Origin of the sequence: Burkholderia sp. MSMB2157WGS (assembly GCF_001532755.1) — a bacterium.
Lineage (GTDB): Bacteria > Pseudomonadota > Gammaproteobacteria > Burkholderiales > Burkholderiaceae > Burkholderia.
The window spans coordinates 212,353-228,104 of record NZ_LPJG01000005.1 but is presented as its reverse complement, the minus strand read 5'-3'; the positions used below and the strand labels follow the sequence as shown (position 1 = coordinate 228,104).

Sequence of the window (15,752 nt, the reverse complement as noted above, 5' to 3'; positions counted from 1 at the left end):
ACCGCTGGTCGCGTTACATCTTCACTTCGTCGAGCAGCGACTTCTTGCCGCTCTTGTAGTTGTACAGCGAGATCACGCCGTGCTGCAGGTCGCCCTTCGAGTCGAAGGTCGTCGTGCCGATCACGCCCGTGTACTTCGTCGCCGGCATCGCCGCGAGGATCTTCGCCGGGTCCGTCGAGTCCGCGCGCTTCATCGCGTCGGCGATGATGTACACGGCGTCATACGTGAACGGTGCGTAGATCTGGATCGGCTGGCCGAAGCGCTTCTCGTACTTCGCCTTGAACGCGGCACCGCCCGGCATCTTCTCGAGCGATGCACCGGCCTCCGAGCACACGACGTTGTCGGTCGCGTCGCCGGCCAGGTCGGCCAGCTTCTCCGTGCACACGCCGTCGCCGGCGAAGATCTTCGCGCGCAGGCCGAGCTGCTTCGCCTGTTTCGCGAACGGGCCGCCGGTGGCGTCCATGCCGCCGTACATGATCGCGTCCGGGTTCTCGCCCTTGATCTTGGTCAGAATCGCGCGGAAGTCGACCGCCTTGTCGTTCGTCGCGTCGTGCGACATCACCTTCAGGCCGAGCGCCTTCGCCTTCTTCTCGAACTCGTTCGCGAGACCCTGGCCGTACGCGGTCGAATCGTCGACCACCGCCACGCTCTTGATGCCCTTCGAGTGCGCGTAGTTCGCCAGTGCCGGGCCCTGCTGCGCATCGGTCGCGACCACGCGGTACGTGGTCTTGAAACCTTGCTGCGTGTACGCCGGGTTGGTCGCCGACGGCGAGATCTGCACGATGCCCGCATCGCTGTAGATCTTCGAGGCCGGGATCGACGTGCCCGAGTTCAGGTGGCCGACCACCGCGACGACCTTGTCGTCGACGAGCTTCTGCGCAACCTGCGTCGCCTGCCGCGGGTCGGCGGCGTCATCCTGCGGATCGAGTTGCAGCGTGATCTTCTGGCCGCCGATCGTGAGACCCTTCGCGTTGATTTCCTCGACGGCGAGACGCGCGCCGTTTTCGTTGTCCTTGCCCAGGTGTGCAATGCCGCCCGTCAACGGCGCGACGTGGCCGATCTTGACGACTTGATCGGCGGACGCGTTGCTTGCAGCTGCAGCGCACAGCATCGCCGCTGCGGTGATCGGCAACAGCTTTTGCATCTTGATATTCATGTAAGTCTCCAGTTCGGTCCCAAAAAACGCCATCGCCCGGTGCCCCGCTGCCATCCCCGTGTTTGCCATCACTGGACGATTCGCCGGTTGCATCGTTCATGCACTTGGCCTCAAGCACGTGAAAACCGCCGCTTTTAGCGGCCGCCCGCCCGTACTTGCGCGCAAGTGTAGGTGATCAAATTAATTTGTGGGACTTTTTTGGGGTAGTGGTAACACTACCGATATGCATGCTTTGGAAGGATGACTCGAATAACGCTGCAAGCCCCGACGGATAAGGGTTTCCGCTAAGTCGGAAGAGACTTTCGAAAGGGCGTTTCAACCTATTCGCGAGGGCATTTCGATTCGGTATTTTGTGCCCTGGATCGTTGAATGAAACGCGCGTGACACCACGCGCGTTTCGTCGTCCGGTATCGATCGTTCTGGCGGATGAAGCAGCGGTCAGGCGGCCGCTGCACGCCATTCCGCGTCGAGCGCGGCGACCAGTTGCGACGTCGTCAGCGCATCGCCGCGCCGCCGCGCGAGCGGCGCGCCCTGTCCCGCCCACAGCGACAGGTAGTCGCCGTCGTTCGCGCGCGCGGCGGCCTGGCGCAGCGGCTGGGTCAGCGCGTTCTGTATCGGATACGGTGCGACGTCCGCCACGTGCTCGCCGAGCCGCGCCATCAACGCGTTGCGCAGCCCACGTGCATGACGGCCGGTGATCGCGCGCGTGACCTGCGTCGACGTATCGGCGCTCGCGAGCAGCCGTGCCTTCCAGTTCGCCGCGATCGCGCTTTCCGCGCACGTGAGGAACGCGGTGCCGAGTTGAGCGGCCTGCGCGCCGAGCGCGAGCACGGCCGCGATGCCGCGGCCGTCCATGATCCCGCCCGCGGCGAGCACGGGCAGGCCCGTCGCGTCGACGAGCTGCGGCACGAGCGCGAGCGTGCCGATCAACGCATCGTCGGCGGAACCGATGAAGGTGCCGCGATGGCCGCCCGCCTCGGCGCCTTGCGCGGAGATCGCGTCGGCGCCGGCCGCCTGCCACGCGAGCCCTTCGGCCACGTGCGTCGCGGTGCCGATCACATACGTGCCGGCGGCTTTCAGGCGTGCGACGTCGGCCGCGTCGAGCACGCCGAACGTGAAGCTCGCGACCGGCACGCGCAGCGCAACGAGCGCATCGAGCTGCGCGCGGAAATCGGGCGCGTAGCGCGCGGGCGCCGTGCCCGGCGGCAAGCCGAGCGTGGCGTTCAGCGGATCGATTGCGGCCAGCGCGCGCGCGACGGTCGCCGCGTCGGGCGCGGCTTCATCGGGCAGCACGAACAGGTTGATCGCGAACGGGCGATCGGTCGCCGCGCGGATCGCGGCGACTTCGGCTTCGATACGTTCGGGCGCGAGCGCGCCGGCGCCGAGGCTGCCGAGCGCACCGGCGTTCGACGCGGCCGCGACCATCGCGGTCGTGGTCGCGCCGACCATCGGCGCCTGCACGAGCGGCAGGCGCAGGCCGAAACGTTCGGAAAAGGGCGTGGAAAACGAGCGGACAGACATGGCGAATCCTTCGAAGACGATGCGCGAAAGCGCTTTGTAAAGGCCGACACATCGACTGTATCGAAGCCGGCCGGCGCCGAAAAATGAATAATCGAGATCGAAACGATCGCTGCGCGAGAAGCGGCCGCGCGCGCTGCAGCACCGGACGATCGGTGGCACACTAGGCCGCCCTCTATTCATTCCCCGGGGCGCCTCGCGCACCCCGTACGCCAGGAGTTCAAAACGTGACTGCCCAATGGATCGACATCCCGACCGGTAACGACAGCTTCGGCGGCTATCTTGCACTGCCCAAGCGCGGCAGGGGCCCTGCCGTCATCATCATCCAGGAAATCTTCGGCGTGAACGCACACATCCGTTCGGTCGCCGACCAGTATGCGGCCGACGGCTTCGTCGCGCTCGCGCCGGACGTGTTCTGGCGCACGCAGCCGCGCGTCGAGCTGACCTACGACGGCGCGGATCGCGACAAGGGCATCGAGCTGATGAAGAAGACCGACGTGGGTCTCGCGGTCGCGGACATCGGCGCGGCGGCCGACGCGTTGCGCGCGCGCCCCGAAGTGGGCGGCAAGCTCGCCGCGATCGGCTACTGCTTCGGCGGCCAGCTCGCGTACCGCGCGGCGGCGACCGGCAAGCTCGACGCGGCGGTGTCCTATTACGGCGGCGGCATCCACAACGCGCTCGATCTCGCCGGCCAGATCAAGCAGCCGATCCTGTTCCACTACGCGGAAAACGACCACGCCATTCCGCTCACCGCCGTCGACCAGGTGAAGGCCGCGTTCGCCGGCCACGGCGATGCGTCGTTCCACGTGTACCCGGGCGCCGAGCACGGCTTCAACTGCACGGACCGCGCCTCGTACAACCAGCGCGCGGCGGCGCTCGCGCACGGCCGCACGTTGACCTTCCTCGCCGAGCACCTTTAAAAAGGCACGGCCGCGGGCCCGCCACGCCGGGCCCGCGTTATGCTCGCACCATCGCCACGCGTGACAACGGGGGGCCGCGATGCACTCGGACTATCTCGCGCATGATGCAATCGGCCTCGCCGCGCTCGTGCGCGAGCGCCGCGCCAGCCCGCGCGAACTGCTCGACGCCGCGATCGGCCAGGCCGAAGCGGTCAACGGCGCGATCAACGCGATCGTGCTGCAGGACTACGAAGCCGCGCGCCAGCGTGCGGCGGCCGCGCCCGAGCCGGGCGCCGACGCGCCGTTCGCGGGCGTCCCGTATCTCGTCAAGGATCTCGGCGCGGCGGTCGCCGGGCTGCCGCTGTCGATGGGCAGCCGGCACTACCGTTACTTCGTGCCGGCCGACGATTCGCCGGTGATCGCGCGCAGCCGCGCGGCGGGCCTCAACGTATTCGGCAAAACCAACACGTCCGAGATCGGCCAGATGCCGTACACGGAACCGGAACTGTTCGGTGCGTGCCGCAACCCGTGGAACCTCGATCACACGCCCGGCGGTTCGAGCGGCGGCGCGGCGGCAGCCGTCGCGGCCGGCATCGTGCCGCTCGCGCATGCGTCCGACGGCGGCGGCTCGATCCGCATTCCGGCGTCGTGCTGCGGGCTGTTCGGCCTGAAGCCGAGCCGCAACCCGGTGCTCGTCGACCTGCCGTCGAACGGCGAACTCGTCGTCCAGCACGCGGTGTCGCGCAGCGTGCGCGACAGTGCGCTGCTGCTCGACGTGACGACCGGCCAGACACTGCCGCCCGGCGCGCCCGGCACCTTCCTCGGCGCGCTCGATACGCCGCCCGGCCCGCTGCGGATCGGCCTCGTCATCGATCCGATGCTCGCGCCGGCGCTCGCCGACGACACGCGCGCGGCGCTCGACGATGCGGCCGCGCTGCTCGAATCGCTCGGCCATCACGTCGAGCCGGCGACGCTGCCAATCGACTACGCGCGCGCGGCCGAAACCTTCCTGACGCTGTGGGCGACGATCGCCGAGGACATGGTGCTCGGCGCGCGCGAACTGACCGGTCGCACGCCGCGGCGCGGCGAATTCGAGGCCGCGACCTGGGCGATGGCGGTGGTCGGCCGCCGCCTCGCGCGCACGCGGCTGCCCGACGTGCTCGAATGGCAGCGCCAGCTCACCGTGCAGGTCGCCGGCCTCGTGTCGCGCTACGACGCGATCCTGTGCGCGTCGCTCGCCGGGCCGCCGGTGAAGATCGGCGAATTGCAGCCGACGCCGTTCGAATCCGCGCAGATGAAGCTGCTCGCCGCGCTGCCGGTGAAACCGCTGCTGAAGGAAATGCTCGCGAAGTCGTCGGAGAAGGCGTTCGCGTGGGCCGGCTGCACCGAGCTGTTCAACCTGACCGGCCAGCCGGCGATGTCGGTGCCGCTGTACTGGAATGCGCGCGGGCTGCCGATCGGCGTGCAGTTCGCCGCGCGCCATGCCGACGACGCGTTGCTGCTCCGGCTCGCGCGGCAGCTCGAACAGGCGCGGCCGTGGTTCGACCGCCGCCCGCCGCTGATGCAGGCGCAGCGCTGACGCGCGCACGTTTGCGCCACGCGTCACGCGCCACGATAAAAAAAGCCCCGCCGGCACGAACCGGCGGGGCCGTTGCGCATGCAACCGCGTGACGGCGCTTACACCGCGAGCCGTTCGCAGATCGTCCGCGTCGCGGCCGCTGCGTTCAGCGTGTAGAAGTGCAGCCCCGGCACGCCCGCGTCGATCAGGCGCTGGCACAGGCTCGTGACGACGTCCGCGCCGAACGCACGGATCGACTCGCGATCGTCGCCGAAGCTCTCGAGCCGGCGCGCGACCCAGCGCGGCACTTCGGCGCCGCACATCTCGGAGAAGCGCATCAGCTGCGAGAAGTTCGTGATCGGCATGATGCCCGGCACGATCGGCACGTCCACGCCTAGCTTGCGCGCATCGTCGACGAAGCGGAAATACGCATCCGCGTTGAAGAAATACTGCGTGATCGCGGAATTCGCGCCGGCTTTCACCTTGCGCGCGAAATTCTCGAGATCGGCTGCGGGCGAACGCGATTGCGGGTGGTACTCCGGGTAGCCCGCGACCTCGATGTGGAACCAGTCGCCATGCTCGGCGCGGATGAAGCTGACGAGCTCGGACGCATAGCGCAGCTCGCCGACCGCGCCCATCCCCGACGGCAGGTCGCCGCGCAGCGCGACGATGTGCCGGATGCCGTGCGAGCGGTACTGGTCGAGAATCGCGCGCAGGCTGTCGCGCGACGAGCCGATGCACGACAGGTGCGGCGCGGCCTCGAGGCCGTCCTTCTGCATGTCGAGCACGGTATCGAGCGTGCCCTGCTGCGTCGATCCGCCGGCGCCGAACGTCACGGAGACGAATTTCGGCTTCAGCGGCAGCAGCTGCGCGCGCGTGGCGCGCAGCTTGTCGACGCCGTCCGCCGTCTTCGGCGGGAAGAATTCAAACGAGAGTTCGATCGGTTTCATGATTCGATGGGGTTGGGCCCGTGCCCGCCCTCAGCCGATGTCGCGCTGGCCGAAGATCAGGGCGGACAGCAGCCACGACACGATGCTGTACAGGATCGAACCGAAGAACGCGGACCAGAACCCCGACACCTCGAAGCCCTTCAGCAGCGACGACGCGAACCAGAAGCACAGCGCGTTCACGACGAGGATGAACACCCCGAGCGTGACGATCGTGACGGGTAGCGTCAGCAGGATCAGCACCGGCCGGATCACCGTGTTGATCAGCCCGAGCACGACCGCGATGATCAGCGCGGTGCCGAAGCTCTTGATGTGGATCGACGGCACGAGGTACGTGATGATCAGCAACGCGAGCGCGTTGATGACCCAGGTGAGGATGACGCTCATGGAGGGCTCCGGTTCGGTTGTCGATCGGTACGATCGGTGAGCGCCGCCGCGCCGTGCGCCCGCAACGGGCGCGCACGGCGCGGCGGCAGCGCATCAATAGCGGTAGTGGTTCGGCTTGAACGGGCCGTCCTTCTGCACGCCGATGTACGCGGCCTGCTCGTCCGACAGCACCGACAGGTTCGCGCCGATGCGCGCCAGGTGCAGGCGCGCGACCTTTTCGTCGAGATGCTTCGGCAGCACGTACACCTTGTTCTCGTACTGCTCGCCGCGCGTGAACAGTTCGATCTGCGCGAGCGTCTGGTTCGCGAACGAGTTCGACATCACGAACGACGGGTGGCCGGTCGCGCAGCCGAGGTTCACGAGGCGGCCTTCGGCCAGCAGGATCACGCGCTTGCCGTCCGGGAAGATGATGTGGTCGACCTGCGGCTTGATGTTTTCCCACTGGTACTGGCGCGTCGACGCGACGTCGATTTCCGAGTCGAAGTGGCCGATGTTGCAGACGATCGCGTTGTGACGCATCGCCTTCATGTGATCGTGGTTGATCACGTGGTAGTTGCCGGTCGCCGTCACGAAGATGTCGGCCTTGTCCGCCGCGTATTCCATCGTCACGACGCGGTAGCCTTCCATCGCCGCCTGCAGCGCGCAGATCGGATCGATTTCGGTGACCCACACGGTCGCGCCCAGGCCGCGCAGCGATTGCGCGCAACCCTTGCCCACGTCGCCGTAGCCCGCGACGACCGCGACCTTGCCCGCGATCATCACGTCGGTCGCGCGCTTGATGCCGTCGACGAGCGACTCGCGGCAGCCGTACAGGTTGTCGAACTTCGACTTCGTGACCGAATCGTTCACGTTGAACGCCGGGAACGGCAGGCGGCCGTCCTTTTCCATCTGGTACAGGCGATGCACGCCGGTCGTGGTTTCTTCGGTCACGCCCTTGATGTGCGCGAGGCGCTTCGAGTACCAGTTCGCGTCGACGTCGAGGTGCGCCGCGATCGACTTGTACAGCGCGACTTCTTCCTCGTTGGTCGGCTTCGCGATCACCGAACGGTCCTTCTCGGCCTTCGAGCCGAGGATCAGCAGCAGCGTGGCATCGCCGCCGTCGTCCAGGATCATGTTCGCGAATTCGCCGTTCGGCCATTCGAAGATGCGGTGCGAGAACTCCCAGTATTCGTCGAGCGATTCGCCCTTGAACGCGAACACCGGCGTGCCGGCTTCGACGATCGCGGCCGCCGCGTGATCCTGGGTCGAGAAGATGTTGCACGACGCCCAGCGCACGTCCGCGCCGAGCGCCTTCAGCGTCTCGATCAGCACGCCCGTCTGGATCGTCATGTGCAGCGAACCGGCAATGCGCGCGCCCTTCAGCGGCTGCTGCGCCTTGTATTCGTCGCGGATCTGCACGAGGCCCGGCATTTCGGTCTCGGCGATGTTCAGTTCCTTGCGGCCCCAGCCGGCCAGCGCCATGTCGGCGACGACGTAATCGTGGGAAGCCTTGGAATCGATAATGGCGTTCATCACGCCCTCCTTTCTAAAAAGTTTCTAGATTGGTGACGTGAGCGCCGTTCAGGAAGCGGGGCCGGCGCGGAACAATCGCTGCACGGCTGCTTGGTGAAGCCTTCCGAGCCTGGCGGACGCTGGATGGTCCGTCGCAACGCTCCTCGGAAAACGGAGGGGATTGTAGCAAATCGGCGCGCGAAATGCGCAAGCGCCGAGCAACCGCGGCACGGGCGCGCGGCGTCGGCGCGCGCGGCCGTTCCAAAGGGTCAGGACTCCGCGCCGACCCACGCCTGTTCGCGCAGCCGCGCACGCAGGCGCGCGACGGCCTGGCTGTGCAACTGGCACACGCGCGATTCGCTCACCTCGAGGACCGCGCCGATCTCGCGCAGATTCAGACCCCGTTCGTAGTACAGCGACATCAGCAGCTTCTCGCGCTCCGGCAGCCGCTCGATCGCCTCGACGAGCGCCTCGCGCAGGTGCTCGTCGAGCAACGCCGACAGCGGATCGGCGTGATCGACGCGATAGCGGTCGAGAAACGGCTCGTCGTCGGCCGCGCGGTCGAAATCCTCGTAGTAGATGAGCTGGCTGCCGTGCAGGTCCTGCAGCATCCCCTGGTATTCGTCGAGCGGCATGTTCAGGTGCTGCGCGATCTCGGTCTCGCTCGCCGAGCGGCCGAGGTGCTGCTCGACCTGGTGCACCGCGTGCTCGACCTCGCGCGACGTCTTGCGCAGGCTGCGCGGCAGCCAGTCGTTGCTGCGCAGCTCGTCGAGCATCGCGCCGCGGATGCGCTGCGTCGCGTAGGTCTCGAACTGCGCGCCCTGGTCTTCCTTGTAGCGGCCGGCCGCGTCCATCAGGCCGATCATGCCGGCCTGGATCAGGTCGTCGAGATCGACGCTCGCCGGCATCTTCGCGACGAGCTGCAGCCCGAGGCGGCGCACGAGCGGCGCGTATTGCGCGAGCACGTCGGCCTGGGACATCTTTCCTTGAGCGTTGTACATCATGGCTCCCTCCTTCGGGTGGCGCTCACGCGGCGTGTGCCGCGCCCGCCTCGTACGACGGCTTGCCGCCGGCGTGGACCGCGCGGCCCGCGCCCGAACGCGGGCGCATCGGCCAGTACAACAGGTCGGCGGCAATCTGCCGGTAGTCGCGCGCGGCAGCCGACGACGGGAACGCGTCGACCACCGCATGCATCAGTTCGCGGGCGTGCTCGACGAGCGGATCGGCGCTCACGCAGCCCGCGTCGGCGATCGATACGGTCAGGTAGCGGCTCGCGACGCCCGCGAGATTGTCGAAGGCCGTCTTCGCGTCCGCGTGGCTGCCGACCTGGTTGGTCAGCACACGGAACTGCGCGAACGCGTGCGCGAAATGCAGCCGCTTCATGCACGCGTACGCCTCGGTGATCGCCTGCGCGGCGACCCGCGTGACGACCAGCACGTCGTGGGCTTCGCGCGCGAGCGCCGAGAACGAGCCGTCGGCGCCGAGCTGCGCGTCGACGAGCACGATGTCGGCCGGGCCGTCGATGAAGTCGCTCAGTTGCGCGTCGCTGTAGCCGGCGCGCGCGAGCCGCGCGGCGCCGCACAGGCCGAAGCCGGCCGCCACCCGCGTGCGTTCGCCGTCGCGCAGCCACGCGCCGGCGAGCGTCGCGCTGGCCGAATGCACGTCGGCGCGCTCGTCGACGACGAGCACGTCCTTGCCGAGCGACGCGAGCGCCGCCGCGAGGTTCACCACGGTGGACGTGCAGCCGACGCCCGCCGGGCCGCCCGTCACCGCGACGATGCGCGACGCGCGCCCGGCCAGCAGGCGCCGCAGCCCTTCTGCCTGGTCGATGATCCGTTTATCCAAATCGCACCTCGTGCAGCTCGGCGGTGGAACGTGCGGTCAGTGCGGAAAGCAGCGTCGGCATGTCCTCGTCTTGCGGCACGAAGGGCGAGCCGTCGCGCGGCACACAGAACGCGCTCTTCAGCAGGAATCGGGTCGATGCGACGTACAGGTTCTCCGGCACCTTCTGGCCGGTCGACACGTAGTGGACCGGCAGCTTGTAGCGGATCACCGTGTCGAGCACGCCGCCGAGGTGGGTCGCCTCGTCGAGCTTCGTGAGAATGCAGCCGGCCAGGTTCGGATGCTCGCCCGCGCTGCGGTACGCCTGCACGACTTCGTTCAGCGTGTCGCCGTGGCTCGTCGCGTTCAGCAGCAGCAGGCGCTGCACCGGCGCGTTCGCGCCGTGCAGCATCGCGATCTGGTCGGACACCGCGCGGTCGCGCTGGCTCATGCCGATCGTGTCGATCAGCACGATATGCTTGTTGCGCAACTCGGACAGCGCGAGCGCGAGGTCGCCCGCATCCTTCACCGCGTGAACCGGCACGCCGAGAATCTTGCCGAAGATGCGCAGTTGCTCGTGGCCGCCGATCCGGTAGCTGTCGGTGGTCAGCAGCGCGACCTTGCTCGCGCCGAAGCGCATCACGCAGCGCGCCGCCAGCTTCGCGGTGGTGGTCGTCTTGCCGACGCCCGTCGGCCCCATCAGCGCGAACACGCCGCCGCGCTCCATCAGCGCGTCCTCGCTGTCGAGCACCGGCAGGTTCGACGCGAGCACCGACTGCGCCCATTCGGCGGCCTGCTCGAAAGTCTGCGCGCCGTCGCCGGACGGCAGGTTGTCGACCAGCATCCGCACGAGCTGCGCGGAGAAGCCGGCCGCGAACAGGTGCTTCGTCAGCGCGCCGTGAACGGCGCTGCGACGCTGGCGGTCGTGCCACATCAGGCTGTCGAACTGCTCCGCCATCATCCCGCGCAGCTCGCCGAGCTCGTGCATCACGGTGTCGTTGACGATCCGCTCGATGCGCGACTTCACCGCATCGGCCACCGCGGCGGCCGTGTCCGCGGACAGCCGCGCGCGCTCCGTCGCCTTGCCGGCGTACGCGACGCCCGTGTCGGGGGCGCGCTTCGTGGCGGCCGCGGCTTGCGGCGCGGGCGCGCTCGCCCGCGGCTCGGCCGGCGCCTGCGCGCGAGCCATCAGCGCGTCGCGCTGCTGCGTCAGGCGCTTCGCGTGCTCGACCAGCCACGGCGCGGGTTCGGAAGGAGCGGCCGGGGCGCCGGCGGCCGGCGTACCGGCGGTGGGCGTACCGGCAGTCGCCGCCGCGATCGAAGACGCCGCCGCCGGCTCGTCCGCATCGATCGACGAAGCGTGCCCGTCAGCCTCTTGCGCGTCGGCGCTCGCGCCGAACACGGACGAGAACACGTCCGGCAGCCCGCCTGCGCCCGCCGCATACGGATTGACGGCCGGGCGCGGCGCGATGCCCGGGCGCGACACGATGCCCGGCACGGCGGCGGCCGGCACGGATTCCGGCTGGCGCGACGTCGCGAGACGCGGACGCGCGGCCGGCGGCGCCACCGCGGCGAGATCCGAATCGGCGAGTGCAACGATTTCGACACTGCCGTCATCGAGCGTGCGGTTCGACAGCACGACCGCGTCGGCGCCGAGCGCCTCGCGCACGAGACGAAGTGCGTCGCGGCTCGTTGCGCCGGTGAATTTGCGAATGTTCAAGCGGAACCCCCGATGACGTTAACGACTTTGATCGTGCGCGTGTCCGGCACTTCGGCATACGACAGCACTTTCAATTGCGGCAGGCTGCGGCGCAGGAAACGCGCGAGCATCGCGCGCAGCGCGTGCTGCACGAGCAGCACGGGCGGCAGCCCGAGATTCTGTTGACGCAGCATCGCCTGCTGCGTGCCGGTCAGAAGGTTGTGCGCGAGGCCGGGTTCGAGGCCCGGGTTCGCGCCGGTGGCGAGCGCCTGCGACAGCACGCGCTCCAGATTCGCGTCGAGGCCCATCACCTGCATTTCGCCGGCGCCCGGATACCACTGCTGCGTGATCGCGCGGCCGAGCGAGAGCCGCACCGCGGCCGTGATCTCGTACGCGTCGCCGCGGCCCGCATGCTCGGACACGGCCTCGAGAATCGTGCGCATGTCGCGGATCGGCACGCCTTCCTCGAGCAGGTTCTGCAGCACCTTCTGCAGCGTCGTGAGCGAGATCGTCTTCGGCACGAGATCCTCGACGAGCGACGGCGCGTCCTTGCCGGTGCGCTCGACGAGCGCCTGCACTTCCTGGCGGCCGAGCAGCTCGGCCGCGTGCTGGACGACGAGATGGTTCAGATGCGTCGCGACGACCGTGCTCGCGTCGACCACCGTGTAGCCGTACACCTGCGCCTGCTCGCGCAGCGCGACGTCGATCCATACGGCCGGCAGCCCGAACGCGGGATCCTGCGTGACGGCACCCGGCAGCGCGGCCGTCACCTGGCCCGGGTTGATCGCGAGCCACTGGCCCGGGAACACTTCGCCGACGCCGATCTCGACGCCCTTCAGCGCGATCCGGTACGCGTTCGGCCGCAGTTCGAGGTTGTCGCGAATATGGATCACCGGCGGCAGGAAGCCGATTTCCTGTGCGAATTTCTTGCGGATGCTCTTGATGCGCTTGAGCAGCTCGCCGTCGCTGTTCTTGTCGACGAGCGGAATCAGCCGGTAGCCGACTTCGAGGCCGAGCGGGTCGATCAGCTGCACGTCGTCCCACGTCGCTTCGTGGCTGTCGGCCGGCAGCACGGCGGGCGGCGCGATGTCGGTCACGTCGCCGGCCGCCTTGCGGGCCGCCGCGCGCCTCGTCTGCGTGCGCGCCAGCCAGATCGCGCCGCCGCCGAGCGCGAGGAACGCGAAGTGCGGCATCCCGGGGATCAGCCCCATCAGCGCGATGATCGCGCCGGTGATGTTCAGCACGCGCGGGTTCGTGAACAACTGGCCGGTGATCTGCGTGCCGATGTCCTCGTCGGTCGCGACGCGCGACACGATCACGCCGGCCGCGGTCGAGATCACGAGCGACGGGATCTGCGCGACGAGGCCGTCGCCGATCGTCAGCAGCGTGTAGTTGGTGCCGGCCGCGGCGAACGACATGTCGTGCTGGACCATCCCGACGATCAGCCCGCCGATCACGTTGATCGCCATGATGATCAGGCCGGCGATCGCGTCGCCGCGCACGAACTTCGACGCACCGTCCATCGACCCGTAGAACTCGGCTTCCTGCGATACCGCGAGGCGCCGCTTGCGCGCCTGTTCCTCGTTGATGAGGCCCGCGTTCAGGTCGGCGTCGATCGCCATCTGCTTGCCGGGCATCGCGTCGAGCGTGAAGCGCGCGGACACTTCGGCGATCCGCCCCGCGCCCTTCGTGATCACCATGAAGTTGATGATCATCAGGATCACGAACACCACGATGCCGACCGCGAAGTTGCCGCCGACGAGGAAGTGGCCGAACGCCTCGATCACCTGGCCGGCCGCGTCCGGCCCGGTGTGCCCTTCGAGCAGCACGACGCGCGTCGACGCGACGTTCAGCGACAGGCGCAGGAGCGTCGAGAACAGCAGCACGCTCGGGAACGCCGCGAAGTCGAGCGGCTTCATCGTGTACATGCTGACGAGCAGCACCATCACGGACAGCGCGATGTTGAACGTGAACAGCAGATCCAGCAGCAGCGGCGGCAGCGGCAGGATCATCATCCCCAGGATCATGCAGATGAGGATCGGGCCCGCGAGCGCGCGCAGGTTCGTGCCCGCGAACGGGTTCGGGCGCTTCGCGAACAGGCCGGTGGTCGGGGTGCTCATGCTGCGTTCCCTTGCTTGCCGAGCGTGTCTTCGGCTTCTTCGCGCTCGTCGTCGGCGGACACCGACGCGCCCTTGTCGAGTTCGGCCGGCACGTCGAGATCGACCGGCACCGCCGGGAACGCGCCGCCTTCCGAACGGAAGCGCTTGAGCTGGTACACCCACGCGAGCACTTCGGCGACCGCCGAGTACAGCGAGCCGGGGATCTCGCGCTCGAGTTCGACGTTGTGATACAGCGCACGCGCGAGCGGCGGCGCTTCGAGCAGCGGCACGTTGTGTTCGGCCGCGAGCTCGCGGATGCGCGCGGCGACGAGGTTCACGCCCTTCGCGACGACCTTCGGCGCGCGCATCTCGCCGTCCGTGTATTGCAGCGCGACCGCGAAGTGCGTCGGGTTCGTGACGACCACGTCGGCCTTCGGCACGGCCGCCATCATCCGGCGGCGCGCGATCGCGCGCTGCTGCTGGCGGATCCGCCCCTTCACGTGCGGATCGCCTTCGTTCTCGCGATGCTCGCGCTTCACTTCTTCCTTCGTCATGCGCAACTTCTTGTTGTACTGCCAGAGTTGGTAAGGCACGTCGAGCCCGGCGACCACCAGCATCCCGGCGACCGTCGTGCCGCAGCACACGGCGACCAGATGCAGCGCATCGGGCAGCGCGGCGCCGAGCGGCTGCGTCGCGAGACCGAGCAGTTCGTCCTTGCTGCGCCAGATCGCGATGCCGCCGATCCCGCCGACGACCAGCGTCTTCGCGATCGACATCCCGAGCTGGATCGGCCCCTGGATCGAGAAGATCCGGCCGAGGCCCGAGATCGGGTTCAGGCGGTCGAACTTCAGCTCGAACGTCTTTGGCGAAATCAGCCAGCCGCCGAGCGCCATCGGCGCGAGCAGCGCGGCGACGCCGGTGAGCGCGAGCAGCGGCAGCAGCGCGGCGAAGCCTTCGAGGCTCGCGCTGCCGGCCGCCGACAGCATCCGGTTGGTGTCGAACGCGGTCGCGCGATCGAACGTGAACGCGCCGCGCAGCATCGCCTGCAGATGGCCGCCCGACGGGCCTGCGAGCAGCCATGCGCCGTAGAACCCCGCCGCGAGCAGCGCGAACGAAGCCAGTTCGCGCGAACGCGCGACCTGCCCCTCCTCGCGCGCCTTCTCGCGGCGCCTGGGAGTGGCGGCTTCGGTCTTGTCGAGATCGCTCTCGTCTGCCACGGGGCCTCCGGTCGGGTACGGCGGAATGCCGCTTTCCAGTGACACCGATTATTCATGGAGGCGTCAAACGCCGATCGGTCGAGCAAAGCCGGGAAAGGGGGGTATTTCGGGGAATCGGGCGAGCCGCCGCAAACGCTGTCGGATCGGGGGCGCAACGATGCGACGCGCGGCGGAAAACGGTCCGGCGGGCGTATGGCGACGCGGTGGTCGCAAGCGGAGCGGCTGCGGCGTAATGCGAGGGGGGAACGGTGAAACGACGGGCGGGAAAGACGGGGGAAACGTGGCCGGACGAAATGGGGCCGGGGTCTCGGGTCTCGGGTCTCGGGTCTCGGGTCTCGGGTCTCGGGTCTCGGGTCTCGGGCGTCGGGAGTCCGGAGTCGGGCCCCGCGCGTCGCGACAGGCCAGCGGCCGCCGGCCCGAACGACCTGCAAGACCTCGGCGACCTAAGCGGATTCGCCTGCCGCCGCCCGCTGCAGCGCATCGAGATCGAGCTTCTTCATCGTCATCACCTGCGCCATCACGCGCTCGGCGCGGGCCGGGTCGCCCGTCATCAGTTCGGCCATCTGCACGGGCACGACCTGCCACGATACGCCGAAGCGGTCGCGCAGCCAGCCGCATTGCTGCGCGCGCTCGTCGCCGCCTTCGGACAGGCGCGTCCAGTAATGGTCGATCTCGTCCTGGTCGCGGCAGTTGACGACGAACGACACGGCCGGCGTCATCTGGAACGCGGGGCCGCCGTTCAGCGCGACGAACGCCTGCCCGTCGAGCTCGAACGCCACGGTCATCACCGCGCCCTCGGCGTTGCCGGACGCGTGCGCGCCGGCCTTGCCGTAGCGCGCGACGTGCACGATGCGCGCGTTGTCGAACACCGATACGTAGAAACCGGCCGCCGCCTCGGCGTCGCGGTCGAACCACAGGAACGGCGTGATGCGCTGGATACGCGAGTTCATGGCGTTGTCT

13 protein-coding genes and 1 riboswitch are annotated in these 15,752 nt (G+C 68.6%); of the genes, 2 read left to right on the top strand and 11 right to left on the bottom strand.

The window, feature by feature from the left end:
- Positions 1-13 precede the first annotated feature (13 nt).
- Together WT53_RS02425 and WT53_RS02420 are read right to left on the bottom strand one after the other, a co-directional pair.
- Positions 14-1,156: a branched-chain amino acid ABC transporter substrate-binding protein gene (locus WT53_RS02425; protein WP_034209563.1), complete on the bottom strand. Its 1,143-nt coding sequence runs from the start codon at positions 1,154-1,156 to the stop codon at positions 14-16.
- Positions 1,157-1,594: 438 nt separating this feature from the next.
- Positions 1,595-2,677 (bottom strand): nitronate monooxygenase family protein, encoded by a 1,083-nt coding sequence (locus WT53_RS02420; protein ID WP_034209853.1) that lies wholly within the window; start codon positions 2,675-2,677, stop codon positions 1,595-1,597.
- Positions 2,678-2,901: 224 nt separating this feature from the next.
- Here WT53_RS02420 and WT53_RS02415 point away from each other — a divergent pair, with 224 nt between their 5' ends.
- On the top strand, positions 2,902-3,594 hold the full coding sequence (locus tag WT53_RS02415) for a dienelactone hydrolase family protein (protein ID WP_034209564.1): 693 nt from the start codon (positions 2,902-2,904) through the stop codon (positions 3,592-3,594).
- Positions 3,595-3,673: 79 nt separating this feature from the next.
- Complete coding sequence (locus tag WT53_RS02410) at positions 3,674-5,152, top strand: amidase (protein WP_034209565.1); 1,479 nt, start codon at positions 3,674-3,676, stop codon at positions 5,150-5,152.
- A gap of 98 nt (positions 5,153-5,250) precedes the next feature.
- Here the strand turns inward: WT53_RS02410 and metF are convergent, their stop codons facing one another.
- From metF to WT53_RS02365, 9 genes are all read right to left on the bottom strand, one after another.
- The gene (gene metF / locus WT53_RS02405) at positions 5,251-6,081 is read right to left on the bottom strand and encodes a methylenetetrahydrofolate reductase [NAD(P)H] (protein WP_034209566.1); all 831 of its coding nucleotides are present in this window, start codon (positions 6,079-6,081) and stop codon (positions 5,251-5,253) included.
- Between the two features lie 30 nt (positions 6,082-6,111).
- Positions 6,112-6,465: a phage holin family protein gene (locus WT53_RS02400; RefSeq protein WP_006477367.1), complete on the bottom strand. Its 354-nt coding sequence runs from the start codon at positions 6,463-6,465 to the stop codon at positions 6,112-6,114.
- A gap of 93 nt (positions 6,466-6,558) precedes the next feature.
- Positions 6,559-7,977 (bottom strand): adenosylhomocysteinase, encoded by a 1,419-nt coding sequence (gene ahcY, locus WT53_RS02395; protein WP_034209567.1) that lies wholly within the window; start codon positions 7,975-7,977, stop codon positions 6,559-6,561.
- Between the two features lie 32 nt (positions 7,978-8,009).
- A riboswitch (S-adenosyl-L-homocysteine riboswitch) is annotated at positions 8,010-8,128 on the bottom strand.
- Between the two features lie 97 nt (positions 8,129-8,225).
- Entirely contained in the window at positions 8,226-8,960 is a 735-nt protein-coding gene (locus WT53_RS02390; protein ID WP_006484033.1) for an RNA polymerase sigma factor FliA, read from the bottom strand.
- Between the two features lie 22 nt (positions 8,961-8,982).
- Positions 8,983-9,801 carry a flagellar biosynthesis protein FlhG gene (locus tag WT53_RS02385; RefSeq protein WP_027806797.1) on the bottom strand — a complete coding sequence of 273 codons (819 nt, stop codon included), beginning with the start codon at positions 9,799-9,801 and terminating at the stop codon, positions 8,983-8,985.
- Positions 9,794-11,497, bottom strand: a complete 1,704-nt coding sequence (gene flhF / locus WT53_RS02380; RefSeq protein ID WP_034209568.1) for a flagellar biosynthesis protein FlhF — start codon at positions 11,495-11,497, stop codon at positions 9,794-9,796. The genes WT53_RS02385 and flhF overlap by 8 nt, the downstream gene beginning before the upstream one ends.
- The gene (gene flhA, locus WT53_RS02375; protein WP_034209569.1) at positions 11,494-13,596 is read right to left on the bottom strand and encodes a flagellar biosynthesis protein FlhA; all 2,103 of its coding nucleotides are present in this window, start codon (positions 13,594-13,596) and stop codon (positions 11,494-11,496) included. The genes flhF and flhA overlap by 4 nt, the downstream gene beginning before the upstream one ends.
- Positions 13,593-14,792 carry a flagellar biosynthesis protein FlhB gene (gene flhB, locus WT53_RS02370; RefSeq protein ID WP_034209570.1) on the bottom strand — a complete coding sequence of 400 codons (1,200 nt, stop codon included), beginning with the start codon at positions 14,790-14,792 and terminating at the stop codon, positions 13,593-13,595. The genes flhA and flhB overlap by 4 nt, the downstream gene beginning before the upstream one ends.
- Positions 14,793-15,235: 443 nt before the next feature.
- Positions 15,236-15,742, bottom strand: a complete 507-nt coding sequence (locus WT53_RS02365; protein WP_034209571.1) for a VOC family protein — start codon at positions 15,740-15,742, stop codon at positions 15,236-15,238.
- Positions 15,743-15,752: the final 10 nt, after the last annotated feature.

Excerpts from the sequence above, each read along its gene's own strand:
- WT53_RS02425 (WP_034209563.1), bottom strand. The coding sequence starts at position 1,156 with ATGAATATCAAGATGCAAAAGCTGTTGCCGATCACCGCAGCGGCGATG.
- WT53_RS02420 (WP_034209853.1), bottom strand. The coding sequence starts at position 2,677 with ATGTCTGTCCGCTCGTTTTCCACGCCCTTTTCCGAACGTTTCGGCCTG.
- WT53_RS02410 (WP_034209565.1), top strand. The coding sequence starts at position 3,674 with ATGCACTCGGACTATCTCGCGCATGATGCAATCGGCCTCGCCGCGCTC.
- metF (WP_034209566.1), bottom strand. The coding sequence starts at position 6,081 with ATGAAACCGATCGAACTCTCGTTTGAATTCTTCCCGCCGAAGACGGCG.
- WT53_RS02400 (WP_006477367.1), bottom strand. The coding sequence starts at position 6,465 with ATGAGCGTCATCCTCACCTGGGTCATCAACGCGCTCGCGTTGCTGATC.
- ahcY (WP_034209567.1), bottom strand. The coding sequence starts at position 7,977 with ATGAACGCCATTATCGATTCCAAGGCTTCCCACGATTACGTCGTCGCC.
- WT53_RS02390 (WP_006484033.1), bottom strand. The coding sequence starts at position 8,960 with ATGATGTACAACGCTCAAGGAAAGATGTCCCAGGCCGACGTGCTCGCG.
- flhA (WP_034209569.1), bottom strand. The coding sequence starts at position 13,596 with ATGAGCACCCCGACCACCGGCCTGTTCGCGAAGCGCCCGAACCCGTTC.
- WT53_RS02365 (WP_034209571.1), bottom strand. The coding sequence starts at position 15,742 with ATGAACTCGCGTATCCAGCGCATCACGCCGTTCCTGTGGTTCGACCGC.